Origin of the sequence: Pseudomonas sp. WHRI 8519 (assembly GCF_040224055.2) — a bacterium.
Classification (GTDB): Bacteria; Pseudomonadota; Gammaproteobacteria; order Pseudomonadales; family Pseudomonadaceae; genus Aquipseudomonas; species Aquipseudomonas putida_X.
The window spans coordinates 3,099,539-3,125,557 of record NZ_CP167996.1 but is presented as its reverse complement, the minus strand read 5'-3'; the positions used below and the strand labels follow the sequence as shown (position 1 = coordinate 3,125,557).

Below are 26,019 nucleotides of genomic sequence, written 5' to 3'. Positions count from 1 at the left end.
TGCCAACCTGGCGGGCAGGGCTTGACCTTGGGGGCCGGTGAGAACCATCACAACGGATAGTGCTTCAACTCCCTGGCAATCAACATCCGCTGGATTTCGCTCGACCCTTCATAGATCTGCGTGATGCGCGCGTCACGGTAATAGCGCTCGACGGGGTAGTCTTCCAGGTAGCCATAGCCGCCATGCACCTGGATCGCCATCGAACACACCCGCTCTGCCATCTCCGATGCGAACAGCTTGGCCTGCGACGCCTCCGACAGGCAGGGTTTGCCCGCGCTGCGCAGGCGTGCGGCATGCAGGATCAGCAAGCGTGCGGCATTGACCTGCACCTGCATGTCGGCCAGCAGGTTGGCGATGCTCTGGTGCTCGTTGATCGGCTTGCCGAACTGCACCCGGTCGCGGGAATAGGCCAGCGCCGCCTCGAACGCGGCGCGGGCGATACCCAAGGCCTGGGCCGCGATGCCGATACGCCCGCCTTCAAGGTTGGACAAGGCAATGGCCAGGCCCTTGCCACGCTCACCCAACAGGTTGGCGGCGGGGATGCGGCAATGGTCGAAGGTGACGGCGCAGGTGTCGGAGGCGCGGATACCCATCTTGTGCTCGCTGCGGTCGACCTTGAACCCCGGGTTGTCGGTGGGCACCAGGAATGCCGAAAGGCCTTTCTTGCCAAGCGCTGGATCAGTCACGGCGAAGACGATGGCCAGGCCCGCGCGGCGGGCGTTGCTGACGAACTGCTTGGCGCCATTGATCACCCATTGGCCGTCGATCAATTCGGCGCGGGTGCGCAGGTTGTGCGCTTCAGAGCCGGCCTGCGGCTCGGTCAGGCAGAAGCAGCCGATCACTTCACCGCTGGCCAGGCGCGGCAGCCAGGCTTGCTGCTGCTCGGGGGTGCCGTAGGCCAGCAGCGGGCCGCAGCCCACCGAATTGTGGATGCTCATCATCGCCCCGGTGGCGCCGCAGCCTGCGGAAATTTCCTCCACGGCCAGAGCATAGGCGACGTAGTCGGTGTAGCTGCCCCCGAAGTCTTCCGGCACCACCATGCCCAGGAGCCCCAGTTCACCCATCTTGCGCACCACGCCGTCATCGATCCAGCCGGCCTTTTCCCAGGCCTGGGCATGCGGGGCGATTTCGCCGCGGGCGAAGTCCCGGGCCATGTCGCGGATCATGATCTGCTCTTCGCTCAGTTCTACGTCTTGCATCTGAGTACTCCCCGGCTCACAGGCCTTCGAAGAATTGGTCGACGCGCTGGCGTTGCAGCCCCGCCAGGGTCGGCGGGTTCCAGCGTGGTTGTTTGTCCTTGTCGATGATCAGGGCGCGCACGCCTTCGATGATGTCGCCGTGGCGGAACCATTGGCGGTCCAGGTGCAGCTCCATGGCGAAGCAGGCTTCCAGCGGCAGGTGACGGCCGCGGCGCAGCATCTCCAGGGTAACCGCCATGGCCAGTGGCGAGCGGCTTTCCAGCTGGTCGGCAGTGGCCAGTGCCCATTGGTGGCTGTCGCCGATGCTGACTGCCCGCAATTGCTCGATGATCGCTGCCACATCAGGCTGAGCGAAGTAGTGGTCGATGACCGGGCGCAGGCTTTCCAGTGGTGCGTCGTCCAGCACCTGCTTGCCCAGCCTGGCCAGCAGCCCCTGCAGGGCCTTGAGCGGATGGGCGCCGAGGTCCAGGCGGTCGAGGCCATCATCGAGTTCAGCGAGTTTTTCGCTTGGCAGGTACCAGTCGGCCAGCCCGCAATACAGCGCGTCGGCCGCCTGGATCTGCGCGCCACTGACGCCCAGATAGGTGCCCAGCTCGCCCGGGATGCGTGAGAGGAAGTAGCTGCCGCCAACGTCCGGGAAATAGCCGATGCCGACCTCGGGCATGCCCAGCCGGCTGCGCTCGGTGACGATACGCAGGTCGCAGCCCTGTGCCAGGCCCATGCCGCCACCGAGGGTGAAGCCGTCCATCAGCACCAGTACCGGTTTGCGGTAGCGGTGTATCACCAGGTCCAGGGCGTATTCCTCGACGAAGAAGTCTTCGTGCAGCGTGTCGCCGGCCTTGTAGCTGTCATGCAGCGAGCGGATGTCGCCGCCGGCGCAAAAGCCTTTGGGGCCTTCGCCGCGCAGCACCACGGCTTGCACGTGCGGGTCATCGGCCCAGCGGTCCAAGTGCTGGCGCAGGCTGCGCACCATGTCGAGGGTCAGGGCATTGAGGCCACTGGGGCGGTTGAGGGTGAGGTGGCCAATCTGGTTGCGGACCTCGGCCAGAACATGGGCCGTTGCCGAGGTATGAGCGTGCGCGGTCATCGCGTTCTCCCTGCTTTGTTATTGATTTTCCAAGTGAAGTCTGGAGTGCGCTGGAGGATCGATGGATCCTGTCATGCAAAATTGCCCTGCACAATGGATATATCTGCAGGTGAGGCGTGCGTTTTTGCCAGGGCTCCGGCGTTGAGTCTTTCAGGCTAGTGCACCGCAGGCAAGCCAAGTGCAATCATTACCCTGAGCGTAACGATAACGCCACCAGCTTGATTGATCGCTCAACCGCCCAGTCCTACTGTGCCTCTACGACAGCGAACCGTGGAGTCACCCATGACCATAACGAAGAATCCACCGCCGCAGTGGTCCAGGCGGCGCGCCGAGAAGCAGCGCCGCCTGGAGCGGGTCCGTCACCTGGCCGACGGTGTGGTGCTGCCGACCGAGCGAATCGTCGAGGCACTGGAGCTGTTGATCGCCCCAGGGGACCGGGTGGTCCTCGAAGGCAACAACCAGAAGCAAGCCGACTTCCTCTCCCGTTCGCTGGCCAAGGCCAACCCCGAGCAACTGCACGACCTGCACATGATCATGCCCAGCGTCAGCCGTGCCGAGCACCTGGACCTGTTCGAACGGGGCATCGCACGCAAGCTCGACTTTTCGTTCGCAGGGCCCCAGAGCCTGCGCATCGGCCAACTGCTCGAAGACGGCCTGCTCGAAGTCGGCGCCATTCATACCTACATCGAGTTGTACTCGCGCCTGCTGGTCGACCTGATCCCCAATGTCACGCTGGTCGCCGGGTTCATGGCCGACCGAGACGGCAACCTGTACACCGGCCCCAGTACCGAGGACACCCCGGCCCTGGTTGAGCCGGCAGCCTTCAGCGATGGCCTGGTGATCGCCCAGGTCAACCAGCTGGTCGAGCGCGTCGACGACCTGCCACGCGTGGACATTCCGGCCTCCTGGGTAGACTTCGTGGTGGTCGCCGACCAGCCGTTCTACATCGAGCCACTGTTCACCCGCGACCCGCGGCACATAAAACCGGTGCACGTGCTGATGGCGATGATGGCCATCCGTGGCATCTACGAAAAGCACAAGGTGCAGTCGCTCAACCACGGCATTGGTTTCAACACGGCCGCCATCGAGCTGATCTTGCCGACCTACGGCGAGTCGCTGGGCCTCAAAGGCAAGATCTGCCGCAACTGGACGCTCAACCCGCACCCCACGCTGATCCCAGCCATCGAGACCGGCTGGGTCGAAAGCGTGCATTGCTTTGGCACTGAACTGGGGATGGAGGACTACATCGCGCAACGCCCGGACGTGTTTTTCACCGGCCGCGATGGCTCGCTGCGCTCCAACCGCATGATGTGCCAGCTGGCGGGGCAGTACGCGGTCGACCTGTTCATCGGCGCCACCTTGCAGGTCGATGGTGATGGCCATTCCTCGACCGTCACCCGGGGCCGCCTGGCCGGCTTCGGCGGCGCGCCGAACATGGGCCACGACCCCCGCGGCCGGCGCCACGCCACTGCGGCCTGGCTCGACATGACGGTGCCCGACACCTTGCTCGAACGCGGCCGCAAACTGGTGGTGCAGATGGTCGAAACCTACCAGGAAGGCGGCAAACCGACCTTCGTCGAAACCCTCGACGCCGTGGACGTGGCGAAGAAGGCCGGCATGCCGCTGGCACCGGTGATGATCTACGGCGATGACGTCACCCACCTGCTGACCGAAGAGGGTATCGCCTACCTGTACAAGGCGCGCAGCCTGCAAGAGCGCCAGCAGATGATTGCCGCCGTGGCCGGGGTCACCGCCATTGGCTTGCGCCACGACCCCAAGGACACCTTACGTCTGCGCCAGCAAGGCCTGGTCGCCTTGCCCGAAGACCTCGGCATCCGCCGCACCGATGCCAGCCGCGAACTGCTCGCGGCACGCAGCATCGCCGACCTGGTGGAGTGGTCCGGTGGCCTGTACAACCCACCTGCACGGTTCAGGAGCTGGTGATGCAACTATTCGATCTGCAACCGTATGCTCCGTTTCACCGGGCCGCGCGCCCGCTTGAACACTGCCCGATCCCTTTGGCAGCCGGCTTGCCAGCGATCACGCCGGCCGCTGATAGCGCAATTCCCCTTGCCGACCACCTGGCCGACCTGGCGGTCGAAGCGCTGATCGACGAGGCCGACCTGTCACCCAAGCCTGGCCTGGTGGACCGGCGCAGCAGCGGCGTGCACAGCGACATGACGCTGGCCATGATGCATGCCTCGGCGCTTGCCCTTTGGCCTTGCTTGCGGCAAATGGCCGGCGCCGCCCAGGCCCATGGCGAGGTTGGCCCGGCGCTGCGCATCGAGCTGGGCCGTATCGGCCGTGAAGGGGAGGCCGCGATGCTGGCCACCACCTGCGGCGTCAACACACACCGTGGCGCGATCTGGGCCCTGGGCCTGCTGGTGGCCGCCCAGGCCCTGGATGCTACGGCCGACGCGAGTACCGTCGCAGCCCGTGCCGGGCGCATCGCTCTGATCGAGGACCCAGCCGCCGCCACCCACGACAGCCACGGCACCCAGGTACGCCGCCGTTACGGCGCCGGCGGTGCCCGCGAACAGGCGCAGCAGGGCTTTCCTGCCATCATCGGCCACGGCCTGCCGCAACTGCGCCGCAGCCGCGCCAACGGTGCCAGCGAAAACCACGCACGCCTCGATGCCTTGCTGGCGATCATGGCCGCGCTGAGTGATACCTGCGTGCTCTGGCGCGCCGGCCCGCAGGGCCTGCAAACGCTGCAGCAGGGCGCCCGCCGTGTGCTCGCAGCCGGTGGCAGTGCCACCCTCGACGGCCGCCGCCTCTTGCGCCTGCTGGACACCCAACTGCTGCAACTGAACGCCTCACCGGGCGGTGCCGCCGACCTGCTGGCTGCCTGCCTGTTTCTCGACAAAGCCGGGAGCCTGTGACATGGAAACCCTGACCTTTCAATTCCCTGCCGCCGAGCCTGGCCGTGGCCGCACCCTGGTGGGTTGCGTCAGCTCGGGCGACCTGGAAGTCCTGATGGAACCCGGCACCGCCGGCAGCCTGAACATTCAGGTGGTGACCTCGGTCAACGGCAGCGGCGCCCGCTGGGAGCAACTGTTCCAGCGCCTGTTCCAAGGGCGTACATGGCCGGCGGTAAACATCGACATCCATGACTTTGGCGCCACGCCTGGGGTGGTACGCCTGCGCCTTGAGCAAGGTTTCGAGGAGATCGCCCATGACTGACACCGAACGCATGCTGCAAAGCCGCAGCTTCGTCGAACTGGGGGCGCGCCAGCGTGCCCGCACCTTGCTCGACCCGGGCAGTTTTCGCGAGCTGCTCGGCCCGTTCGAGCGGCTGATGTCGCCGTGGTTGCCGCGCCAGGGCATCGTGCCCCAGGCCGACGATGGCGTGGTCATCGCCAAGGGCTTGCTGGGTGGCCGCAACTCGGTCATCGCCGCCATCGAAGGCGCCTTCCAGGGGGGCAGCATGGGCGAAGTGGGCGGGGCCAAGATTGCCGGTGCCTTGGAGCTGGCCATCGAAGACAACCGCAACGGTATCCCGACTTGCGCCGTGCTGCTGCTGGAAACCGGCGGGGTGCGCCTGCAGGAGGCCAACCTTGGCCTGGCGGCGATTGCCGAGATCCAGGCAGCCATCGTCGAGCTGCGCCGCTATCAGCCGGTGGTGGGCCTGGTCGCAGGCTCGGTGGGCTGTTTTGGCGGCATGTCCATCGCTGCGGGGCTGTGTAGCCACCTGCTGGTGACCCGAGAGGCGCGCCTGGGCCTCAACGGCCCGCAGGTGATCGAGCAGGAAGCCGGCATCGCCGAGTACGACGCCAAGGACCGTCCCTTCATCTGGAGCCTGACCGGTGGCGAGCAGCGCTACGCCAGTGGCCTGGTGGATGCTTATGTGGCCGATGACGTCGACAGCGTTCGCCAGCAACTGCTGCAGTTGCTCGACGCCCCCAGTGCCGACCGCGCAGGTCGTCATGCCTGGTACCTCGAACGGCTCGCAAGCCTGGGCAACGCCTGCCCGCAACTGGATGCCGCTGCCGTACGCGCCCTTTATCAAGGAGATGCCCCATGAACCGTGCCCTGAACTGGCTGCCAGGCTTGGCCGGCGGCGAAGCACTGTCGGGTTATCCCGCTTCGCTGCGGGTCATCGACGGCGAACTGGACAACCGCCCGGCGCGCTTCATCGCCGTGGTGCCGGATGCGCACAACCCGTTCCCCCGGGCGCGCAACGGTGAGGTCGGCCTGCTCGAAGGCTGGGCCCTGGCCAAGGCGGTGAGCGAGGCGATCGAACTGGACCGCGATGGCGAGAAGCGCGCCATCGTCGCGGTCATCGATGTGCCCAGCCAGGCCTACGGCCGCCGCGAGGAAGCCCTGGGCATCCACCAGGCGCTGGCCGCTGCGGTGCAGGCCTATGCTCAGGCACGCCTGGCGGGCCACCCGGTCATCGGCCTGCTGGTGGGCAAGGCCATGTCTGGCGCGTTTCTGGCCCATGGCTACCAGGCCCAGCGGCTGATTGCACTGGATGACAGCGGGGTGATGGTGCATGCCATGGGCAAAGCGGCGGCGGCGCGGATCACCTTGCGCAGCGTCGACGAACTGGAGGCCTTGGCCGCCGAGATTCCGCCGATGGCCTACGACCTGGCCAGCTATGCCTCGCTGGGCCTTTTATGGCGGCGCCTGCGCGTCGATAACGCGGATACCCCGAGCGCAAGCGATCTGGCCCAGGTGCGTGCCTGCCTGGCCGAAGCGCTGCGCGATATCGGCAACAGCACCGACCTGACGTCACGTTTGGCCGGCGAGCACCGCAGCGCTTCGCGCGAAGTGCGTGCACGCTTGCGCAGCCAGTGGCAGGAGGCCTGAGATGAGCGTGCCGCAGCCACATGACCTGCTCTGGGGGATGGCCCCGGCCGCGCTCCCTGACGATGCCCCTGCCTGGGCGACGCAGGTACTGGCAGCCGGGCAACCGGTGGTGGTGCGCCGAGCGTTCTGCGCGGCAGGGTGGGTGGCGGTGGGGTTGCGCGGGGAGGGGCGCGCCCAGCGCCTGGGTGTGCAGATGCGCCTGGCGGACATTCGCCGGCATCTGCGCCCGGAAGCCTTGCGCGGGCAGGGCGCGAGCCCCTGGCCTGCGCTACAGGCGCTGGCCAGCGTGGCCCCGCTGCTCGACGCCAGCGGGCTGGCCTGGGGGCCGACAGGCGGGGTGGGTTACCAACTGGCTACCGGGGTCGAGGTGCTGCACGCGGCCAGCGACCTTGACCTGCTGCTACGCACACCGCGGCCCATGAGCCGGGCCGCGGCGCGTGAGTTGCTCGATAGCCTCGACTGCGGGCCTTGCGGTATCGATGTGCAACTGCAAACCCCCGCAGGTGGCATCGCCCTGCGTGAATGGGCCGGGGCGGCACCGCGTGTGCTGCTCAAGTCGGCGCTTGGCGCACGGCTGGTGGCCGACCCGTGGAACCTGCTGGAGTGCGCAGCGTGAGCAGCCTGTTCGCGTTCCCTGGGCAGGGCGCCCAGCAGGCGGGGATGCTTCACCGCCTTCCCGAGGGCTCGGCAGCGTTGCTGGAGGAGGCCAGTGACACCCTCGGTGAACAGGTGCTGGTCCTGGACAGCCCGCAGGCATTGCAAACTACCCGCGCCGTGCAGTTGTGCCTGCTGTTGGCCGGGGTGGCCTGGGCGCGCACGTTGTTGCAGCGCAGCCCGGCGCCTGAGTATGTGGCAGGGCTGTCGATCGGCGCCTACCCTGCCGCCGTCACGGCGGGCGCCCTGGCGTTTGCCGATGCCGTACGCCTTGTGGCCCTGCGCGGTGAGCTGATGCAACGGGCCTACCCTCAAGGCTACGGCATGACGGCCCTCAGTGGCCTGGACCTGGCCAGTGTCGAGCGCTTGCTGGCGCAGGTGGGCGGCGAGGTGTACCTGGCCAACCTCAACAGCGACAACCAGATCGTCATCGCCGGCAGCGACAAGGCCATGGCCGAGGTCGCCGCCAAGGCGCGCAGCCGCGGCCAGGGCGTGGCCCGGCGCCTGGCGGTCAGCGTGCCGTCTCATTGCCGCTTGCTCGACGGCCCGGCGGCCGAGCTGGCACAGGCATTTGCCGGTGTGCAGATAAACCGCCCACACATCACCTACCTCAGTGGCAGCAGCGCGCGGCCGCTGTTCGATCCGCAACGCCTGCGTGACGACCTGGCCGGCAACATGGCCCGGCTCGTCGATTGGCGTGCTACGTTGCGCAACGCCTATGAGCGCGGCGTGCGCCTGCACCTGGAGCTACCGCCCGGCAGCGTGCTGACCGGCCTGGCCCGCCCGGTGTTCGAGCAGGGGCGTGTACTTGCCCTGGAGCAAACCCGATTCGATACAGTGGACGCCCTGCTGCGTCAGGAGGTCAGCCAGCGCCCATAAATGCCGTGTTTTTCGAAGGACAACAACAAGCAACTTCGACCCAACGCGAGGACAACAACAATGATCATTTACGGTGTGGCCTTTCTGGCCCTGTGTACCCTTGTAGGCCTGTTCATCGGCGAACTCCTGGGCAAGCTCCTGGGTGTCCCAGCCAACGTCGGCGGTGTCGGCATCGCCATGCTGCTGCTGATCTTCATCGGCAGTTACCTCAACAAGCGTGGCCTGATCAAGGCCAAGTCCGAACAGGGCGTGGAATTCTGGAGCGCCATCTACATTCCCATCGTGGTCGCCATGGCCGCCCAGCAGAACGTACTGGGTGCGCTGTCCGGCGGGCCGATGGCGATAACGGCCGGCGTCGTGGCGGTGATCGCAAGCTTCGCCATGGTGCCGCTGCTGGACCGCATCGGGCAAAAGAAGCCTGAGGCGGGCACCGACAAACCCCTGACTGCTGCGCAACGGTGACCGCCATGTACGAATCGATGATGAAAGTGATCAACGGGTATGGCCTGGTCAGTGGTTTCGCAGTGATCGGCGTAACCATGTGGCTGTCCTACTGGCTCTCCGACAAGCTGACCCGCGGGCGTCTGCATGGCTCTGCCATCGCGATTTTCCTCGGCCTGGCATTGTCTTACGTCGGTGGGGTGATGACCGGCGGGCAGAAAGGCTTGGTGGACATTCCGCTGCTGTCTGGCATCGGCCTGCTGGGTGGGGCCATGTTGCGCGACTTCGCCATCGTCGCCACGGCTTTTGGCGTCAACATCGAAGAACTCAAGCGCGCCGGGCTGTCCGGGGTGATCGCGTTGTTCTTCGGTATCGGCACCTCGTTCGTCGCAGGGGTAGGGGTGGCCATGGCCTTTGGTTACACCGATGCGGTCAGCCTGACCACCATCGGCGCCGGGGCAGTGACCTATATCGTCGGGCCGGTGACGGGCGCTGCGATTGGTGCAAGCTCCGAGGTGATGGCGCTGTCGATTGCCGCGGGGCTGGTCAAAGCCATCCTGGTCATGGTGGTGACGCCCTTCGTGGCCCCGATGATCGGTTTGAACAACCCGCGCACCGCGGTGATCTTCGGTGGCTTGATGGGCACCTCCAGCGGCGTGGCGGGCGGCCTGGCGGCGACCGACCCCAAGCTGGTTCCCTATGGCTGCCTGACCGCAGCGTTCTACACCGCCCTGGGCTGCCTGCTGGGCCCTTCACTGCTGTACTTCTGCATGCGTGGCCTGATGGCCTAGCCGAGCCTTGCCGTGGTGGTTCTGCCGAACCGCCGCGGTGCGCGGCGCTCAGTTTTCCCGGCTGTACATTCGGCACTCCGCCAGCAGTGCCAGCAGGTTGGGCTCGCGCTCGCGGGCCTTGAGGAACACCACACCGATATGCTGCTGCAGCCGGTAACGCGGCTGCAGCGCAATCAGCTTCACACGGTTTTCGTACACCGCGGCAATGCGCCCGGGCAACAGCGCAAAGCCCACCCCCGAACTGACCATGCTCAGGAGGGTGAAGATGTCGTTCACCTGCATCGCCACCTTCGGCTCGAACCCGGCCTGCTGGAACACCCGTGCGCCATCGCGGTGGGTGGCAAAGCCTTGGGTCAGGGTGATGAAGGTGGACTCGGCCAGGTCCGCCAGGTCCACTTCCTGTTGCTCGGCAAACGGCGAATCGGTGGGTACGGCGAGGTAGATATCGTCGGAGAACAGCGGTAACTGCTCGCAGGCAGGGTCGGCCACGCTTTCATCCAGCGACACCAGCACCGCTTCGAGTTCATGATTCTTCAGCCGCTGCAGCAGGTCGACGTTCGAGCCCAGGGTCAGGTCGATGTTCAGTGCACTGCGCCGCAGCTTCAGGCCCATCACCAGTTTGGGCACGGTCTTGACGGTCAGCGAGTACAGCGCCCCGAGGCGGAAGCGTTCGGCGTAGAAGCCGGCCGCCTCGCGGGTCTGGCGCACCATCTGCTCAGCGTCCTGGATCAACTGGCGGGCCTTCTTCTCCAGCACATAGGCGCTTTCGAGCGGAATCAGCTGACGACCTTCGTGCTTGAACAGCGGGCAGCGCAGGGCGCTTTCCAGCGAATGAATGGCCCGGTGCACGCTGACCGCGCTGGTAGACAGCTCGGCGGCGGCGCGGCCGAGGTTGCCGCTGCGCATGAACGCGAGGAAGGTCTCGAGCTTTTTCAGGGTAAGTTCTTCGTCGATCAGCATGTACAGGCCCTGAAATGAAAGAGCTGCAGAGCATGCCACAACCTCACCCCGAAGGGTGATGGCCGGCCCCGGCATCCCATGCAAGAATCCCAACCATGACCACCCCGGCATGGGACAACGACAATGAGCAAAGACCGGCTGAAATCGCCCGACTGGTACGCGCAGATGGGCCGTGTCATCGACGCCCAAGGCACGCCGGGCTTCGTCGAGGCGTTGTTCGCCGCGCTCAAGTTGCTGGCGCCGTGCCAGGCCATCACGGTGTTTCTTTACCCACGCAAGGGCCTGCCCTCGGCGCTGTTCGTCAAGGACGAGGAGGGCCCATGGCTGCCGGAAGGCAACGTGCAGCGCTACCTGGAAGGCTACTACCTGCTGTGCCCGTTCTACCGTGCCTGCATGGACGGTGTGGCGGCCGGCTGCTTTCGCCTCAGCGACGTTGCCCCGGACCATTTCAAGCGCAGCGAGTACTACCTGTCGTTCTACCAGCACGCACACCTTGAGGACGAACTGAACTTCATCGTCCCTCTGGATGAACATCTAAGCATCGCCGTGGCCCTGGCCAGTACCCGCCGCCTGGACCGTCAGCAGGTCAGCGACCTCAAGTGTGTGGCGCCCTGGGTGGTGGCCGTGGTGCGTCGCCAGTGGAGCCACCTGGATGTCGACGCCGTGGGCGGGCGCTTTGAAAGTGCCCTGGGCCGGCAGATCAACGCCGCGCTGAACAACTTCGGCTCTTCACTGCTCACGGAGCGCGAGTGCCGTATCGCCCAGTACCTGCTGCGCGGCCACTCGACGCGCTCGCTGGCCGAGCGCCTGGGCATCAGTGAAGACACGGTCAAGACCCACCGCAAGAATCTCTACACCAAGCTGGACATCGCCAAGCAGTCCGAGCTGTTTTCGCTGTTCATCGATTCGCTGGCCCAGGCCCAGGAAGGCCTGAGCAAGGACCCGCTGGAAAGCTACCTGCGAAGGCGCTGACGGCGCCACGTCCACCCACATCTACAACACCTGCAACCGGCCGCACGCGCGGCCGAAAGGGAGACCTGCGTGCATACGAAAAGCGATTGGCAGCAGCGCGCTGCACGGCAAAGCTTCATCACCACGGCGCTGATCGACGGCCGCCCGCTGGCCCCGCAGTCCGGGGAGACCTTCGATGCCATCAACCCGGCCAACCGGCAGTTGCTGGCCCAGGTCGCCGCGTGCGGCGATGCCGAAATCGACCAGGCAGTGCGTGCGGCGCGGCGCGCCTTCGAGCAAGGCCCCTGGGCGCGCATGGCACCTGCGGCGCGCAAGGGGGTGTTGCTGCGCCTGGCCGAACTGATGATGGCCCACCGCGAGGAGCTGGCGCTGCTCGACTCGCTGAACATGGGCAAGCCCGTGATGGATGCCTACACCATCGACGTGCCAGGCGCGGCCAACGTATTCGCCTGGTACGGTGAGGCGCTGGACAAGGTCTACGACCAGGTCGCGCCAACGGCTGGCAATGCCCTGGCCACGGTCACGCGTGAAGCGCTGGGTGTGGTCGGCGCCGTGGTGCCATGGAATTTCCCGCTGGACATGGCTGCCTGGAAGGTCGCCCCGGCACTGGCCGCCGGCAACAGTGTGGTGCTCAAACCCGCCGAGCAGTCGCCGTTCTCTGCCCTGCGCCTGGCCGAGCTGGCGCTGGAGGCAGGGGTGCCCGAAGGGGTGCTGAACGTGGTGCCGGGCCTGGGTGAAAGCGCTGGCCGTGCCCTTGGCCTGCACCCGGATGTGGATTGCCTGGTGTTCACCGGGTCGACCCAGGTGGGCAAGTACTTCATGCAGTACTCGGCGCAATCAAACCTCAAGCAGGTGTGGCTGGAGTGTGGTGGCAAGAGCCCGAACCTGGTGTTCGACGACTGCCAGGACCTGGACCTGGCAGCGGAGAAAGCGGCCTTCGGCATCTTCTTCAACCAGGGCGAGGTGTGCTCTGCCAATTCGCGCCTTTATGTGCAGCGCTCGGTCCACGACGAATTCGTCGAGCGCCTGCTGGCCAAGGCCCGCCAGTGGCAGCCCGGCGATCCCCTCGACCCGGCCAGCCGTGCCGGCGCCATCGTCGACGACGCGCAGAGCGCACGCGTCATGGCGGCCATCGAGCAGGCCCAGGGCGACGGCGCCCGCCTGTTGTGCGGCGGCCAGCGGCTGAGCTTCAACGGCTCGAACAACTTCATCGCGCCGACGGTGTTCGCCGACGTGCGTCCGGATTCGGCCCTGGCCCGCGAAGAAGTATTCGGCCCCGTGCTGGCGATCACGGCCTTTGACGACGAAGCGCAGGCCGTACGCCTGGCCAACGACAGCGTTTATGGCCTGGCCGCTTCGCTGTGGAGCGACGACCTCAACCGCGCCCACCGCGTGGCCCGGCAGTTGAAGGCGGGCACTGTCTCGGTCAACACGGTCGATGCCCTCGATGTGGCGGTGCCCTTTGGTGGCGGCCGCCAGTCGGGCTTTGGCCGCGACCTGTCGCTGCACGCCTTCGACAAGTACACCCAGCTCAAGACCACCTGGTTCCAGCTGCGCTGACCCTCACTCACGGAGAACGACAATGAACGCCCCCTTCCAGCCGCAACGCGACACCCGCGACTACCAGGCCAGTGACGCGGCCCACCACATCCACGCCTTCCTTGACCAGAAGGCGCTCAACGCCGAAGGCCCGCGGGTGATCACCCGCGGCGAACGCCTGTACCTGTGGGACAACGACGGCAGGCGCTACCTGGACGGCATGTCTGGCCTGTGGTGCACCCAGCTGGGCTACGGCCGCAAGGACCTGACTGCCGCCGCCGCCGCGCAGATGGACCAGCTGGCGTACTACAACATGTTCTTCCACACCACCCACCCGGCGGTGATCGAGCTGTCCGAACTGTTGTTCAGCCTGCTGCCCGGGCACTACAGCCACGCGATCTACACCAACTCCGGCTCCGAGGCCAACGAAGTGCTGATCCGCACCGTGCGCCGTTACTGGCAGGTGGTCGGGCAACCGAACAAGAAGGTCATGATCGGCCGCTGGAACGGCTACCACGGCTCGACCCTGGCCGCCACAGCGTTGGGTGGCATGAAGTTCATGCATGAAATGGGTGGGCTTATTCCGGATGTGGCGCACATCGATGAGCCGTACTGGTACGCCGAAGGCGGCGAGCTGAGCCCGGCCGAGTTCGGTCGTCGTTGTGCTTTGCAACTGGAGGAAAAGATCCTTGAACTGGGTGCAGAGAACGTTGCCGGTTTCATCGCCGAGCCGTTCCAGGGCGCGGGCGGGATGATCTTCCCGCCGGAAAGCTACTGGCCGGAAATCCAGCGCATCTGCCGCCAGTACGATGTGTTGCTGTGCGCGGACGAGGTGATTGGTGGCTTTGGCCGTACCGGTGAATGGTTCGCCCATGAGTACTTCGGTTTCGAGCCTGACACGCTGTCCATCGCCAAAGGCCTGACGTCGGGTTATGTGCCCATGGGTGGCCTGGTGCTGAGCAAGCGCATCGCCGAGGCGCTGGTGGAGCGGGGCGGGGTATTTGCCCACGGCCTGACGTATTCCGGCCACCCGGTGGCAGCCGCAGTGGCCATCGCCAACCTCAAGGCGCTGCGCGACGAAGGCATCGTGCGCCAGGTCAAGGACGATACTGGCCCATACCTGCAGCGCATCCTGCGTGAGGTATTTGCCAACCATCCGTTGATTGGCCAGGTGCAGGGCGCGGGGTTGGTGGCGGCGTTGCAGTTCGCCGAGGACAAGGGCAGCCGCAAGCGTTACGCCAATGAGAATGACCTGGCCTGGCAGTGCCGCACCTACGGGTTCGAGGAAGGTGTGATCATTCGTTCGACGCTGGGGCGGATGATCATGGCGCCGGCGCTGGTGGCCACGCATGGCGAGCTCGATGAGCTGGTGGACAAGACGCGCATGGCCGTGGACCGGACGGCGCGGGGCTTGGGGATTTTGTAAGGTTCCGAGGAGGGCTCGCGTTGCGAGCCATCGCCGGCAAGCCGGCTCCCACCTGGATTGCGGCGGCTTTTGGAAATTGGGCAAGACCGTTGCTTGCACAGGTAAAGCGCAGGCCTGAAGAACTGCGCGGTCGCGGTGGGCCGGCTTGCCGGCGATGGGCCTTTACAGGCCCACCCTCAGTGCGGTGCCCGGGGGATGGTCTTGAGCAGGTCTTCCGGACTGATGTGCCCGACGACCTGTGCCACGGCACTGCCGGGTGTCGGCAGGTCGATGATGTGGCTCTTCATCTTGCCAACCACATGCATTTCGCATGGCTTGCAGTCGAACTTCAGGGTCAGCACTTCATCACCCTGGATCAGCTGCATCGGCGCCACCTTGGTGCGCACGCCGGTCACACCCTTGGCTTGTTTGGGGCACAGGTTGAACGAGAAACGCAGGCAGTGCTTGGTGATCATCACCGGCACTTCACCATGCTCCTCGTGCGCTTCGTACGCCGCATCGATCAATTGCACGCCGTGGCGGTGGTAGAAGTCGCGGGCCTTTTGGTTGTACACGTTGGCCAGGAACGACAGGTGCGACTCCGGGTAAACCGGCGGCGGCGTGGTCTCGGCCTTGCGCCCGCCACGCGGGTGGGCCTTGATGCGCGCTTCGGTAAGCGCCTCGATGGCTTCGCGGCGCAGGGCCTTGAGCTGCGAGTTGGGGATGAAGTAAGCCTGCGGTGCGTCCAGCACGATGGCGTTGGCGTGGTACATCGTGGTACCCAGCTGGCCGAGCAGGTCGTGCAACTGGTCCAGGGCCTGCTGGGGCTTGTTGGCTACGCCGAACGGGCCATCCAGGGCGACCTGCACACTGACGCCTTCCTCACTGCAAACCCCCAGCATCAGGCGCTGCTCGGTGAGCACGGCGTGCCACTCCACACCGACACGGCGCTCGGCCGAGGTGCGCTGCAGGGCCTGCTGCCAGTTGTGGTCCAGGTTGCGCGACAGCGGGTGATTGGGCCGCAACTGATGCAGGCCTTCAGGCATCTCGTTGGGTTCGACCCGGTAGCGGTAGCGCTTGTGGCCGTCTTCTTCGAACTCGCCACGCGGCTCAGCGATGTTGGCTCGGAACCCCACCACTTCACGCTTGACCAGCACGTTGAGGCCATCGCCGTTGGTCAGCGGTACTTCGGTGACCACCTGCAGGTCGCGCTTGCCGACTTTTTCCACCACACCTACCGGCAGGCCGGTGAAAGTGGGTGAGTCGAAGGCGCCGATGTCCACCTTGCGGTCGGTGACGAAGTAGTCGGTGCTGCCACGATGGAAGGTCTTGTCAGGATCGGGGACGAAGAAGTGCTCGGTGCGGCCGCTGGAGGCACGGGCCAGGTCCGGGCGGTCTTCGAGAATGGCGTCGAGCTCTTTGCGGTAGTGGGCGGTGATGTTCTTCACATAGCCCATGTCCTTGTAGCGGCCCTCGATCTTGAACGAGCGCACCCCGGCATCGACCAGGTCGCGCAGGTTGGCGGTCTGGTTGTTGTCCTTCATCGACAGCAGGTGCTTCTCGAACGCCACCACGCGGCCCTGGTCGTCCTTGAGGGTGTACGGCAGGCGGCAGGCCTGCGAGCAGTCGCCACGGTTGGCGCTGCGGCCGGTCTGGGCGTGGGAAATGTTGCACTGGCCGGAGAAGGCCACGCACAGCGCGCCGTGAATGAAGAACTCGATGGCTGCATCGGTCTCGGCGGCGATGGCGCGGATCTGCTGCAGGTTCAGTTCACGGGCCAGTACCAGCTGGGAGAAGCCGGCCTGGTCGAGGAACTTGGCCCGCTCCAGGGTGCGGATGTCGGTCTGGGTGCTGGCATGCAGCTCGATCGGCGGGATGTCCAGTTCCATCACCCCCAGGTCCTGCACGATCAGTGCATCGACGCCGGCATCGTACAGCTGATGGATAAGCTTGCGCGCCGGTTCCAGCTCGTTGTCGTGCAGGATGGTGTTGATGGTGGTGAACACGCGGGCGTGGTAACGCCGGGCGAACGTCACCAGCTCGGCGATTTCGCCGACTTCGTTGCAGGCGTTGTGGCGCGCGCCAAAACTCGGGCCACCGATGTAGATGGCGTCAGCGCCGTGCAGGATCGCTTCACGGGCGATGGCCACGTCACGGGCAGGGCTGAGCAGTTCCAGGTGATTCTTTGGAAGGGACATGTCGTTATAGGTTCGGGCTGTCACGGTAGGGCGGCATTGTAGCGGGGAAATGGGCCAGTGGCATGCTCTGCCTGCCCAGAGGTGCTTGGCCGGTACTGCGTGCTGCTTGGGTTGGGGCCGCTTTGCAGCCCCTGGCGGTGGTACCGGCTGTGTCAGCCCTTGGCGGCCATGGCGGTCACTTCCACACGCATTTGCGGGTACGCCAGCGCCGCCACGCCCACGGCAGCACGCACCGGCCACGGCTTGCTGAAGAAACGCTGGTACACCTCGTTGAAGGCGGCGCGGTCGGCCATGTCGGTGAGGTAGATAGTCAGGTGCATGACCCGGTCCATGCCGCTGCCGGCCTTTTCCAGGGCCTCTTTGAGGGCCTGCAGGGTGCTTTCGCTCTGCTGCACGATATCGCCGTCCAGATCAGCAGGAATCTGGGTGGTGACCAGCACGCCGTTGAACTCGGCGACGTCGGAAGAAATGGATTCGGCATCGGAGTCGGGGGTGAAGATGATGTCGGTCATGAAGTGTTTGCCTTGCGACGGAAGGAAAGCCGCAAGCCTACGCGAGCACGGCGCAGGGGTCGAGCCACAGGGCGCCGCTTGGCCCATGCGCATTGTAATACCGCGCCACGGCGGTCAGAATCGCGCCGATTGTTGAGCAAGGGGCTTGAGTTGAACGAACAGACATTGTCCATGCGCCTGGAGCGCGTGGCGGCGCATGTGCCGCAGGGCGCGCGCCTGGCCGATATCGGCTCGGACCACGGCTACCTGCCGGTGGCCCTGGCGCTGCGTGGCACGATCGAAGCGGCCGTGGCCGGGGAGGTGGCGCATACGCCTTATGCGTCGGCCCAGCGCAATGTGCGCCGCAACGGCCTTGACGAACGCATCACCGTTCGCCTGGCCGATGGCCTCGAGGCGATCCAGGCGCAGGACCGCATCTCGGCGGTCAGTATCTGCGGCATGGGTGGCGACACCCTGTGCGAAATCCTGGAGCGGGGCAAGGCACGCCTGAGCGGCAGCGAGCGTTTGATCCTGCAGCCCAACGGCGGTGAGCGCGAGCTACGGGCCTGGCTGATGGCCAACGGGTATCGGATCGTCTGCGAAGAGGTGTTGCGTGAAAACCGCTTCGATTACGAGATCATCGTTGCCGAGCCGGGCGCAGCGGTGGTCTACAGTGCCGAAGAGTTGTATTTCGGGCCGGTGCTGATGCGTGAGAAAAGCCCAGCGTTCGTCACCAAGTGGCAACGCATGCTGCGTCAGAAGCAGCAGACCCTGGCCAACTTCGAACGCGCCCGGGATGCGATCGCGCAACACAAGCTGCAGGACTTTGCCAGGCAGGTTGGCTGGATCACCCAGGTGCTGGCCTGAGTCATTGCTGCGAGCAGTTACCCATTTCCCGGTAGTTGACCTCGTGGGTCTGGCCCTGATGGTCGACGTAGACCATGTGCGCGGTGCCCACCTGGCAATCGGCAATGTTGCTCGCCGGGGAGATCGAGACGACTTTGGCGACATCCAGCGGCATGCCGTATTCGTAGTTGGCGCTGTCGCTGGCGACCGGTTGGGCGGCGGCCGGGGCGGCCAAGGCACCGAACGAGGCAAAGGCGGCAGCGCACGCAAGCAACGCGATCGAGCGTTTGATGTTCATGGAAAGCTCCTTCATCAATGTTTCACCCATGATGTATTGCTTTGCTGCGCACAATAAATGGGCTAAGTCGTGATAGATTCCTGCCTTTAGTGTACGAATAAGCACGAACCAAGGAGACCAGCCCCCATGGACATGCTGCACGCCATGCGTACCTTCACCCGGGTAGTGGAGTGCGGCAGCTTCGCCGCCGCGGCCAACGCCCTGGACATTTCTGCCGCCCAGGTGTCGCGGATCGTCGCCGAGCTGGAAAACCAGCTGCAGACCCGCCTGCTGCACCGCACCACCCGGCGCCTGCGCATGAGTGAGGCCGGCGAGCGGTTTCTGGAACGCTCGCGGCAGATCATGCTGTTGACCGAGGAGGCGGTGGGCGAAGCGCGTGGCGCGCACCTGACCCCCCGTGGCAGGCTGCGCCTGCATTGCCCGCACGGCCTTGGCCTGTTGCTGATGCCGCTGGTGGCCGGTTACAACGCCCTATGCCCGGAGGTGGTGGTGGAGCTGACCCTGTCCCAGCGCAACCCCGACCCGCTGGTCGAAGGCCACGATGTGGTGATCACCCTGAACGAGGCGCTGCCCGACTCGCAGCTGATCGCTGTGCCGCTGGGCACCGTGTTCAGTATCCCCTGCGCCGCGCCCAGTTACCTGGATGCCCATGGCGTTCCCGAGCGGCCCGAAGACCTGCATGAACACCGGTGCCTGCGCATGGCGTACCCGATGTATGAAGGCGACTGGGTATTCCCGGAGGGGTTGGACCATTGCGTTATCTCGCCGCGCGACGGCTTCATGACCAACGTCGCCGACGCGATGCTGGTGGCCAGTGAACTGGGCATGGGCATCGGGCTATTGCCGTTCTACACCGCCAGCCAGGCGATCGAGCAGGGGCGCTTGCGGCGGCTGCTGGCGCCTTACCGTCTGCGCGAGTGTGCGCTGTATGCCATGTATCCCTCGCGGCACTACCTGGATGCCAAGGTGCGGACCTGGATCGACTATCTCAAGGAGCAGCTACCGGCACTGTTCGCAGGGCATGAACAGATTGTCGATGACACCCAGTACTGGCGTTGAATCAGATCCGGGGCTCTCGCGGAAAAGGTGGCAGTAAACACCGACCCCTATTGGCGCATGTGCCAATTTTTGCCCGGCATTGGTGCAAAATTGGCGTACAGAGGGCATGGCTACCTACCTAATCATTAGCTTGCATACGAGTTGGCGCAGTACTTGCTGTCACTTTGCCATTGTGGTGTCGCGTATGGTGAAGATAATGTCGCTTTCAAGTGGTTCCATGCAGTTGTCATCGGGTGAGCAGCGTTGGCTGCCGTGGTTCGGAAAAACCGGCAAGCTCAGCATGGGCTGGTCGTGCGGGCTCAACCGAGCGATGTATCCGGTCATCGAGCAGACTTTCGAAGCCATGGCCCAGACGCGCATGCAATTGCTGCAAAGCTGGGCGCGAGAACAGTGGGAGCACCTGGCCGAACTCGCTGAGAACCTTGCCTCGTCAGTGGCTCACGCCGACCGCACTGCTTTGCTGGACAAGCTGGCCCAGGCGAACGACTTCTCGGAACTCTTCGTCGTCGATACCGATGGCAGGGTTGTGCTGTCGAGTTGGGCGCAACGAAGCAATGGCCAACCCATCGCACAGTGTGGCGCTTTGGCCCAAGGGCTGAAAGCGCCGTTCCTGCACGGCCCGTATGTCGATCCGCTGACCTTGCAGATCGGCCCTTCTTCATCGCGGTTTCACGATGAAGTCACGTTGATGTTCTATCAACCGCTCAAAGCCCAAGGGAAGGTTTACGGTTGCCTCTGCGGCCGGGTGCCCAACGATGTGGTGGGCGACCTGATCCAGCGCGAAGCCGGGCATATCTATGCCGAGTCCGGTGACAATTACCTGTTCATGGCGCAATCGCATTTCGACCCTGCTATTGCACCGGGCACCGCCCTGTCGCGCTCACGTTTCGAGGATGGCACCTTCACCCACGGGGAGAACCTCAAGAGTGGGGTGCATACGGCGTGGAGCACCGTGCAGGTCCAGCACCACACCGAGCTCGAACTGCGGTTTACCGACCCTGCCACCGGCGAGCTTCATCCCGGTGTGCGGGAAACCATCCGCCAGGGCGCCAACCTGTTCGTGACTTATCCTGGCTATTCGGACTATCGCCATGTGCCCGTGGTGGGCAAAGGCGTCACATTCCAGTTGCCGGGCTCGCCGGACCGCTGGGGCATGATGTGCGAAGCCGATCTGGAGGAGGTCTATCGGCGCCGCTCGCTCAGCTACGGGTTGATGAAGCCCTACATCGCCATCATGGCGGGCGTGTTTGGTTGCAACTTTTTGGTGCAACACTACGCGGGCTTCGGGCAAGGCATCGCCGATGCGTTGCTGGCGCTGGCCATGCTGGCTGCCACGCTGCTGTTCAGTGCAGTGGGGCCAAGGCGGCTGGCTGCCAGGTTCAATGGCATGACCGATGTGCTGCGTACCATCGCCGAGGGTGAGGGCAACCTGCGCCAACGCCTGGACACCACGACCATGGCCAATGACGAAAGTGGCGACATGGCGCGCTGGATCAACAGTTTCATCGACCGCTTGGACTCGGTAGTAGGCCAGGTGGTCAAGGCCAGCCGCACGGTGGGCGCCACCAACCAGATGATGCTGGGCCGCAGCCACGAAGCGAGCGTCACCTCCACCGAGGTGGCCGAGGCGGTGCACCAGATGATGATCATCATGGAGGAGCAACTGGGCGAGCTGCAGCAGGCCTCGGTCAGCGCAGAGCAGATGAAGCAGGCCATGGACGAGGTGGTCAGCCGTGCCCGCGAGCAGTACCTGGCGGTACAGGCGGGCACCCAGTCGATTCGGGATGTGGTAGCGCGCTCGTCTTCCAGTGTGCAACTGCTCGACAGCCGGATGGCGCAGATCAGCAACATCAGCGGGCTGATCAGCGACATCACCAACCAGACCAACCTGCTGGCCCTCAATGCCGCCATCGAGGCCGCCCGCGCGGGCGAGCATGGCCGAGGTTTCGCGGTGGTGGCCGATGAAGTGCGCAGCCTAGCGGCGCGTACGGCGCGTGCGGCCGACGACATCCGGCACATGGTCACCGGGCTGCAGAGCGAAACCGGGCAAGCCGTCAGCTTCATGGAGCAGGGCGTACAGAACGTCGATGACAGCCTACGCCTGGCCGAGGACGCTTCATCGGAGAACGTCCAGCTGCACCAGGCGGTAGAGAGCATGTTCCTGATCATCCAGCAGCTCAACCAGCGCAGCCTGGCTTATGGCAAGACCATTGAGCAGGTCAACCAGTCTTCCAGCGAAATGCGCCAGACGGCGGTGGTCCTGCAAAGCAGCGCCGAGACGGTGAAGGCCAATGCCAGCAAGCTGCAGAAGCTGGTCGGGCAGTTCGAGGTCAGCAGCGACACCAGGCCGGCCGCGGCGGCTTGAGGGCCACTGGGATGCTCCGGTTTCACCGCATCTGGCCGCCTTACGTTATCATCCGCGGCCACGACCGGAGCAGCCCATGGCCAAAGACATCGATAACCCTTGCGTCTCGCTTTGCCAGCTCAACAGCGAGCTGTGCGTGAGCTGTGGCCGAACCCGTGATGAAATCCGCAAGTGGCGCGGCATGAAACGCCCGGAGAAGATGGCCACCGTGCAGCGCGCTGCGACGCGGATGAAGGCCATCGTCAAGAAAAACGCCAAGCGCCAGGGCAACGAGTGATATACCGGACCGCCCAGGGCCTGAATACATCCCTTAAGATGTTGCCTGCCTGATCAACCCTTTGTACCGAGTGGCACCATGAACCGTCGCAAGAAAATCAAACAGTTGCTGCAAGCACACCAGAAAAAAGCCGCCGCCAAACTGGCACCGCGCAGCAAGCCTAAATACATTTGCAAGGCCGATCGGTTGAAGCTGGCAGGTGAAGCCGGTACCCAGTGCCCGCCAACTCTTTGCCCGGAGCGTGATGCCGTATGTTGAAGTCGCTATTGGCCATTGGCGTCGGTGCCATGGTCGGTGCCTGGTTACGCTGGGGGCTGGGCGTCAAGCTCAATGCACTTTTCCCCGCCGTGCCGCCCGGTACGCTGCTGGCCAACCTCATTGGTGGCTACATCATTGGCTTGTCCATCGCCTTCTTCTCTGCATCGCCGTCGCTCAGCCCCGAATGGCGCCTGCTGCTGATCACCGGGTTTTGTGGCGGCTTGACCACGTTCTCCACTTTTTCCGCAGAGGTCGTGTCGCTTATCCAGGAGGGGCGTATTTCATGGGCCCTGGGCTCCATCGCTGTGCATGTCACGGGTTCTTTGTTGATGACTGCAGCAGGCCTTGCGACGTTCTACTTCTTCAGCGGGCGCTAAAAATCGGAGTAAAGCTGCTGCGGTTCCATTAGCATTGGGCGCTTGTCTGCTGCCTTGCAGGCACGATGAGCCCACCCTTGTCTTTTGAAACCGACGCTGCCCTCAATGACTGCCTTCTACCTCAAGTTCCTGATCACCCCGACCCTCATGCTGGCCATCTCGCTGGCCGCCAGGCGCTGGGGCACGCAGATCGGCGGGCTGCTCTCCGGGTTGCCAGTCACCTCGGCATTGGTCATGTTGTTCCTCAGCCTTGAACAGGGCCCGGGTTTTGCCTTGCAGGCGGTGCCTGGCGCATTGGCAGGGGTGGCTGCGGTACAAGCAACCTATCTGTTCTACTTCCTGGTGACACGGCGTGTGTCCGCCTTCACCGGTTGCATCACGGCCCTGGCGGTTTACGCCTGTACCGCCTTTATGATGAGCCGCTTGGGTGGGGTAGCATTGTCCGTCGGCGTGACGTTGGTCCTGCTTACACTGATCATCATCCTCAGCTCGAACAACACGCAGACCGGCGCCGCCAAGGTTGTGCCACTGCCGCGCTGGGTGATTCCCATGCGCATGCTCACGGCAACCCTGCTGTTGCTGGCGATCACTGCCAGTGCCCAATGGCTGGGGCCGGTGGCCAGCGGCCTGCTGGCACCCATCCCGGTGATCGCCTGGCCGCTGGCGGTGTTCGCCCATGTTCAGGGTGGCCACCAGGAGCTGGGGGCGATCGTGCGTGGCAATGCCATCGGCGCTGTAGGGGTGCTGGGCTTCTACCTGGCGGTGAAAAGCTCGATCGAGCCGTTGGGTACGGTACCGTCCATTACGGGTGCAGTCGTGCTGGCCGTGGTGGCAACGTTCGTGCTGGCGAAAATGCTCGGCAAACGCTGAGGGGAGGGCAGCCGTAGGGTTTCAAAGCCCTGCCCACAGGCCCCGCAGCATCTGCCAGCGCATTTCAGGCCTTCTGCTTTGCTTCACGCGGCGCGCTGCTCACCCTTGAGCATCTTTTTATGCGCTTGCATGGCTTGGCCCATTTCTTCCAGCAGGTCTTTGCTCAACAGCTTTTTCGCAGTGGGAAACAACTCGTCTTCCTCTTCTTCGATATGGTGCTCGAGCAACTCTTTCATCACTTTGACCCGGCCAGCGAATTCGAGCGTGCCGGTTTCGGTGTGCAGCAGGTCGGGTAACACCAGCGCGTCGACGGTGCGGTGTTCCTCTTTCGCCTCGTAATACATTTTCGCTTCTTCCTTGCCCCCGGCCTGTTTGATGGCTGGGTAAAGGATCTCTTCTTCCAGTGCGGTATGGATCTGCAACTCCTGTTCGATCCGGTGCAGGAGTTCGGCACGCTTTTTCACGGCGCGTTCGGTGGTCGAAGACAGTTCGTCCAGCAGCTTCTTAACCAGCTTGTGGTCCTGGATCAGCAGATCGATAGCGTTCATGTGGCACCTCATCGCGGTTTGGGAATCAAGGCCTTGGGATCAAAGAATGGGTTTGCCGCCAGTCACGGCATAGCGCGCGCCGGAGATGTAGCTGGCCTCATCGGAGCCGAGCAGGACGTAAACCGGGGCCACCTCGACCGGTTGGCCCGGCCGGCCCATCGGATAGGCTGACCCAAAGTTCTTCACCGCCTCATCGGGCATGGTGGCAGGGATCAGTGGGGTCCAGATCGGGCCTGGTGCCACACTGTTGACCCGCACCCCTTTGTCCCCCAGCAACTGGGCCAGCCCGGCGGTGAAGTTGGCGATGGCACCTTTGGTAGTGGCATAGGCCAGCAACTGGGGTGACGGGTCATCGGAATTGACCGAACTGGTGTTGATGATCGAGCTGCCTTTGGGCATCGACGGGAGCGCCCGCTGGCAAATGCGGAAAATGGCCGTGATGTTCACGTCGAACGTCATGACCCATTCGTCATCGTCGATTTCATCGAGGCTTTCGTGCGCCATCTGAAACGCGGCGTTATTGACCAGGATATCGATACGGCCGAACTGCTCCACGGTCTTGTCAACGATGTCGTAGCAGTGCTGTTTATGGGCCAGGTCCCCAGGCAGCAGGAGGCAGCGCCGGCCAGCAGCCTGGACCCACTGGGCGGTTTCCTGCGCATCGTCGTGCTCATCGAGATAAGCGAGGGCAATGTCAGCGCCTTCGCGGGCGTAGGCGATGGCGACTGCACGGCCGATCCCGCTGTCGGCACCGGTGATCAGCGCTATCTTGCCGGTGAGCCGACCGCTGCCGGTGTATGTGTGCTCTCCGCAGTCCGGGGTGGGCTCCATCTTGCGCTGTGAACCCGGAACGCTTTGCGGTTGTGAGGGAAACGGAGGGGTGGGGTAGTCACGCATGGTGCAAGCTCCTGCAGTTGGAAAGCGCATACCTGTTCGAAAGATGCCACAAGGGTTTGTTGAGCTCGATCGTGCATTGGACCGACGGGCGGTTGGGGGGGCTTCGTGACTGAATTTTCATTGCCTACCCGGTTCTACCGCTTAAGCGCCTACCGCCATCCGTGGTATGGCTCAGCTACTGCCAGGAGTCGCCACGTGCCGCGAATCATCACCCCTACCACCCCTGAACACGAGATTGATGCACACAATGCGAGGATGTTTGGTTCGCCGAAGGAGCGGCTGGACTTCTACCGCAGGGAAATCCAGTACGAAACCACCATCCTGGCCAACCGCACCGATGCCTATCTGGCCGCTCAGTCCTTTCTGGTCATCGCTTTCGTGTCGTCCATGGGCAACCTGAACCAGAGCTGGGGGGAGATGTTCACCCTCCTGGTGCCTGCCTTTCTGGCTTTGCTGGGCGTGATGAGTACGCTCAATGCCTGGCCAGGCATTCGCGCGGCGTATCGCATCATCGATCACTGGCAGGTCAAGCAAAGCAATCTGCTGCTCAGTGAGCCCATGATGGGCTTGGCCTACGATGAATCGCCGCTGTTCTGCGAGGCGGAAACCTCCCGGGCAGGGCACCGTAAGTCACTGCTCTTTTCGCTGCGTACGCCTTGGCTCTTTCTCGGTTTCTGGCTGTTGCTGGGCAGTTACTCGATTTATATCCAGCTGGCATGATCAGATTCACTGCTGGGAGTTGCACCAAAGCGATAAGCGGTGGTACACCAGATCCGATGTAGCCTACAGCCGCTTC

At 64.3% G+C, this 26,019-nt stretch carries 28 protein-coding genes; 20 read left to right on the top strand and 8 right to left on the bottom strand.

Translation table 11 applies throughout. The features are described from left to right. Positions 1-47: 47 nt before the first annotated feature. Together ABRP30_RS14365 and ABRP30_RS14360 are read right to left on the bottom strand one after the other, a co-directional pair. Positions 48-1,199, bottom strand: a complete 1,152-nt coding sequence (locus tag ABRP30_RS14365; RefSeq protein WP_267816353.1) for an acyl-CoA dehydrogenase family protein — start codon at positions 1,197-1,199, stop codon at positions 48-50. A gap of 16 nt (positions 1,200-1,215) precedes the next feature. Beyond that, positions 1,216-2,286 carry an enoyl-CoA hydratase/isomerase family protein gene (locus ABRP30_RS14360; RefSeq protein ID WP_267816351.1) on the bottom strand — a complete coding sequence of 357 codons (1,071 nt, stop codon included), beginning with the start codon at positions 2,284-2,286 and terminating at the stop codon, positions 1,216-1,218. 282 nt (positions 2,287-2,568) lie between these two features. Between ABRP30_RS14360 and mdcA the strand changes: the two genes are divergently transcribed. The 9 genes from mdcA to madM are packed head-to-tail and all read left to right on the top strand — an operon-like array spanning position 2,569 to position 9,863. After that, positions 2,569-4,230 carry a malonate decarboxylase subunit alpha gene (gene mdcA, locus ABRP30_RS14355; RefSeq protein ID WP_267816349.1) on the top strand — a complete coding sequence of 554 codons (1,662 nt, stop codon included), beginning with the start codon at positions 2,569-2,571 and terminating at the stop codon, positions 4,228-4,230. Continuing rightward, on the top strand, positions 4,230-5,168 hold the full coding sequence (locus tag ABRP30_RS14350) for a triphosphoribosyl-dephospho-CoA synthase (RefSeq protein WP_349975635.1): 939 nt from the start codon (positions 4,230-4,232) through the stop codon (positions 5,166-5,168). The genes mdcA and ABRP30_RS14350 overlap by 1 nt, the downstream gene beginning before the upstream one ends. A gap of 1 nt (position 5,169) precedes the next feature. Then, positions 5,170-5,469, top strand: a complete 300-nt coding sequence (locus ABRP30_RS14345; RefSeq protein ID WP_012314731.1) for a malonate decarboxylase subunit delta — start codon at positions 5,170-5,172, stop codon at positions 5,467-5,469. Beyond that, positions 5,462-6,310: a biotin-independent malonate decarboxylase subunit beta gene (locus ABRP30_RS14340; protein ID WP_349975634.1), complete on the top strand. Its 849-nt coding sequence runs from the start codon at positions 5,462-5,464 to the stop codon at positions 6,308-6,310. The genes ABRP30_RS14345 and ABRP30_RS14340 overlap by 8 nt, the downstream gene beginning before the upstream one ends. Further along, on the top strand, positions 6,307-7,098 hold the full coding sequence (gene mdcE, locus ABRP30_RS14335; protein ID WP_267816339.1) for a biotin-independent malonate decarboxylase subunit gamma: 792 nt from the start codon (positions 6,307-6,309) through the stop codon (positions 7,096-7,098). Before ABRP30_RS14340 ends, mdcE begins: the two co-directional genes overlap by 4 nt. 1 nt (position 7,099) lies before the next feature. Further along, positions 7,100-7,714 (top strand): malonate decarboxylase holo-ACP synthase, encoded by a 615-nt coding sequence (locus ABRP30_RS14330; protein WP_349975633.1) that lies wholly within the window; start codon positions 7,100-7,102, stop codon positions 7,712-7,714. Further along, positions 7,711-8,631, top strand: coding sequence for a malonate decarboxylase subunit epsilon (mdcH, locus tag ABRP30_RS14325; protein ID WP_349975632.1), 921 nt, complete (start codon positions 7,711-7,713; stop codon positions 8,629-8,631). The genes ABRP30_RS14330 and mdcH overlap by 4 nt, the downstream gene beginning before the upstream one ends. A gap of 60 nt (positions 8,632-8,691) precedes the next feature. Continuing rightward, positions 8,692-9,093: a malonate transporter subunit MadL gene (madL, locus tag ABRP30_RS14320; RefSeq protein ID WP_267816334.1), complete on the top strand. Its 402-nt coding sequence runs from the start codon at positions 8,692-8,694 to the stop codon at positions 9,091-9,093. A gap of 5 nt (positions 9,094-9,098) precedes the next feature. Further along, positions 9,099-9,863, top strand: a complete 765-nt coding sequence (madM, locus tag ABRP30_RS14315) for a malonate transporter subunit MadM (protein ID WP_267816333.1) — start codon at positions 9,099-9,101, stop codon at positions 9,861-9,863. Positions 9,864-9,911: 48 nt separating this feature from the next. On the opposite strand, the gene ABRP30_RS14310 is transcribed toward madM, so the two are convergent. Then, positions 9,912-10,823: a LysR substrate-binding domain-containing protein gene (locus tag ABRP30_RS14310; RefSeq protein ID WP_241803619.1), complete on the bottom strand. Its 912-nt coding sequence runs from the start codon at positions 10,821-10,823 to the stop codon at positions 9,912-9,914. A gap of 123 nt (positions 10,824-10,946) precedes the next feature. Between ABRP30_RS14310 and ABRP30_RS14305 the strand changes: the two genes are divergently transcribed. The 3 genes from ABRP30_RS14305 (at position 10,947) to ABRP30_RS14295 (ending at position 14,760) form a co-directional block, all read left to right on the top strand. Further along, positions 10,947-11,795, top strand: a complete 849-nt coding sequence (locus ABRP30_RS14305) for a helix-turn-helix transcriptional regulator (protein ID WP_349975631.1) — start codon at positions 10,947-10,949, stop codon at positions 11,793-11,795. A gap of 69 nt (positions 11,796-11,864) precedes the next feature. Then, entirely contained in the window at positions 11,865-13,355 is a 1,491-nt protein-coding gene (locus tag ABRP30_RS14300) for an aldehyde dehydrogenase (RefSeq protein WP_349975630.1), read from the top strand. 22 nt (positions 13,356-13,377) lie between these two features. Next, the gene (locus ABRP30_RS14295; RefSeq protein WP_349975629.1) at positions 13,378-14,760 is read left to right on the top strand and encodes an aspartate aminotransferase family protein; all 1,383 of its coding nucleotides are present in this window, start codon (positions 13,378-13,380) and stop codon (positions 14,758-14,760) included. A gap of 176 nt (positions 14,761-14,936) precedes the next feature. Here ABRP30_RS14295 and ABRP30_RS14290 read toward each other — a convergent pair whose 3' ends face one another. Then, on the bottom strand, positions 14,937-16,937 hold the full coding sequence (locus tag ABRP30_RS14290; protein ID WP_349975628.1) for a U32 family peptidase: 2,001 nt from the start codon (positions 16,935-16,937) through the stop codon (positions 14,937-14,939). A 152-nt stretch (positions 16,938-17,089) separates the two neighbouring features. Further along, complete coding sequence (locus tag ABRP30_RS14285) at positions 17,090-17,449, bottom strand: RidA family protein (protein WP_241803614.1); 360 nt, start codon at positions 17,447-17,449, stop codon at positions 17,090-17,092. A gap of 150 nt (positions 17,450-17,599) precedes the next feature. Here ABRP30_RS14285 and ABRP30_RS14280 point away from each other — a divergent pair, with 150 nt between their 5' ends. Continuing rightward, positions 17,600-18,295, top strand: coding sequence for a tRNA (adenine(22)-N(1))-methyltransferase TrmK (locus tag ABRP30_RS14280; protein WP_267816323.1), 696 nt, complete (start codon positions 17,600-17,602; stop codon positions 18,293-18,295). Position 18,296: 1 nt separating this feature from the next. Here ABRP30_RS14280 and ABRP30_RS14275 read toward each other — a convergent pair whose 3' ends face one another. After that, entirely contained in the window at positions 18,297-18,566 is a 270-nt protein-coding gene (locus ABRP30_RS14275; protein WP_267823980.1) for a DUF2790 domain-containing protein, read from the bottom strand. Positions 18,567-18,698: 132 nt separating this feature from the next. Here ABRP30_RS14275 and ABRP30_RS14270 point away from each other — a divergent pair, with 132 nt between their 5' ends. From ABRP30_RS14270 to ABRP30_RS14245, 6 genes are all read left to right on the top strand, one after another. After that, a complete protein-coding gene (locus ABRP30_RS14270; protein WP_267816321.1) occupies positions 18,699-19,631 on the top strand; it encodes a LysR family transcriptional regulator in 933 nt (310 codons plus the stop codon). A 106-nt stretch (positions 19,632-19,737) separates the two neighbouring features. Beyond that, on the top strand, positions 19,738-21,996 hold the full coding sequence (locus ABRP30_RS14265) for a methyl-accepting chemotaxis protein (RefSeq protein WP_372490309.1): 2,259 nt from the start codon (positions 19,738-19,740) through the stop codon (positions 21,994-21,996). 76 nt (positions 21,997-22,072) lie between these two features. After that, complete coding sequence (locus ABRP30_RS14260; protein ID WP_241803610.1) at positions 22,073-22,273, top strand: DUF1289 domain-containing protein; 201 nt, start codon at positions 22,073-22,075, stop codon at positions 22,271-22,273. A gap of 78 nt (positions 22,274-22,351) precedes the next feature. Next, positions 22,352-22,531 (top strand): DUF2986 domain-containing protein, encoded by a 180-nt coding sequence (locus tag ABRP30_RS14255; protein WP_267816317.1) that lies wholly within the window; start codon positions 22,352-22,354, stop codon positions 22,529-22,531. Then, positions 22,525-22,908 (top strand): fluoride efflux transporter CrcB, encoded by a 384-nt coding sequence (gene crcB, locus ABRP30_RS14250; RefSeq protein ID WP_267816315.1) that lies wholly within the window; start codon positions 22,525-22,527, stop codon positions 22,906-22,908. Before ABRP30_RS14255 ends, crcB begins: the two co-directional genes overlap by 7 nt. Before the next feature lie 105 nt (positions 22,909-23,013). Next, positions 23,014-23,778, top strand: coding sequence for a hypothetical protein (locus ABRP30_RS14245; RefSeq protein WP_267816313.1), 765 nt, complete (start codon positions 23,014-23,016; stop codon positions 23,776-23,778). Positions 23,779-23,861: 83 nt separating this feature from the next. Here the strand turns inward: ABRP30_RS14245 and ABRP30_RS14240 are convergent, their stop codons facing one another. Both ABRP30_RS14240 and ABRP30_RS14235 read right to left on the bottom strand, forming a co-directional pair. Beyond that, positions 23,862-24,326 (bottom strand): hemerythrin domain-containing protein, encoded by a 465-nt coding sequence (locus tag ABRP30_RS14240; protein ID WP_241803606.1) that lies wholly within the window; start codon positions 24,324-24,326, stop codon positions 23,862-23,864. Between the two features lie 39 nt (positions 24,327-24,365). Continuing rightward, complete coding sequence (locus tag ABRP30_RS14235) at positions 24,366-25,223, bottom strand: SDR family oxidoreductase (RefSeq protein ID WP_241803605.1); 858 nt, start codon at positions 25,221-25,223, stop codon at positions 24,366-24,368. Between the two features lie 195 nt (positions 25,224-25,418). Between ABRP30_RS14235 and ABRP30_RS14230 the strand changes: the two genes are divergently transcribed. After that, complete coding sequence (locus ABRP30_RS14230; RefSeq protein ID WP_241803604.1) at positions 25,419-25,943, top strand: hypothetical protein; 525 nt, start codon at positions 25,419-25,421, stop codon at positions 25,941-25,943. Positions 25,944-26,019: the final 76 nt, after the last annotated feature.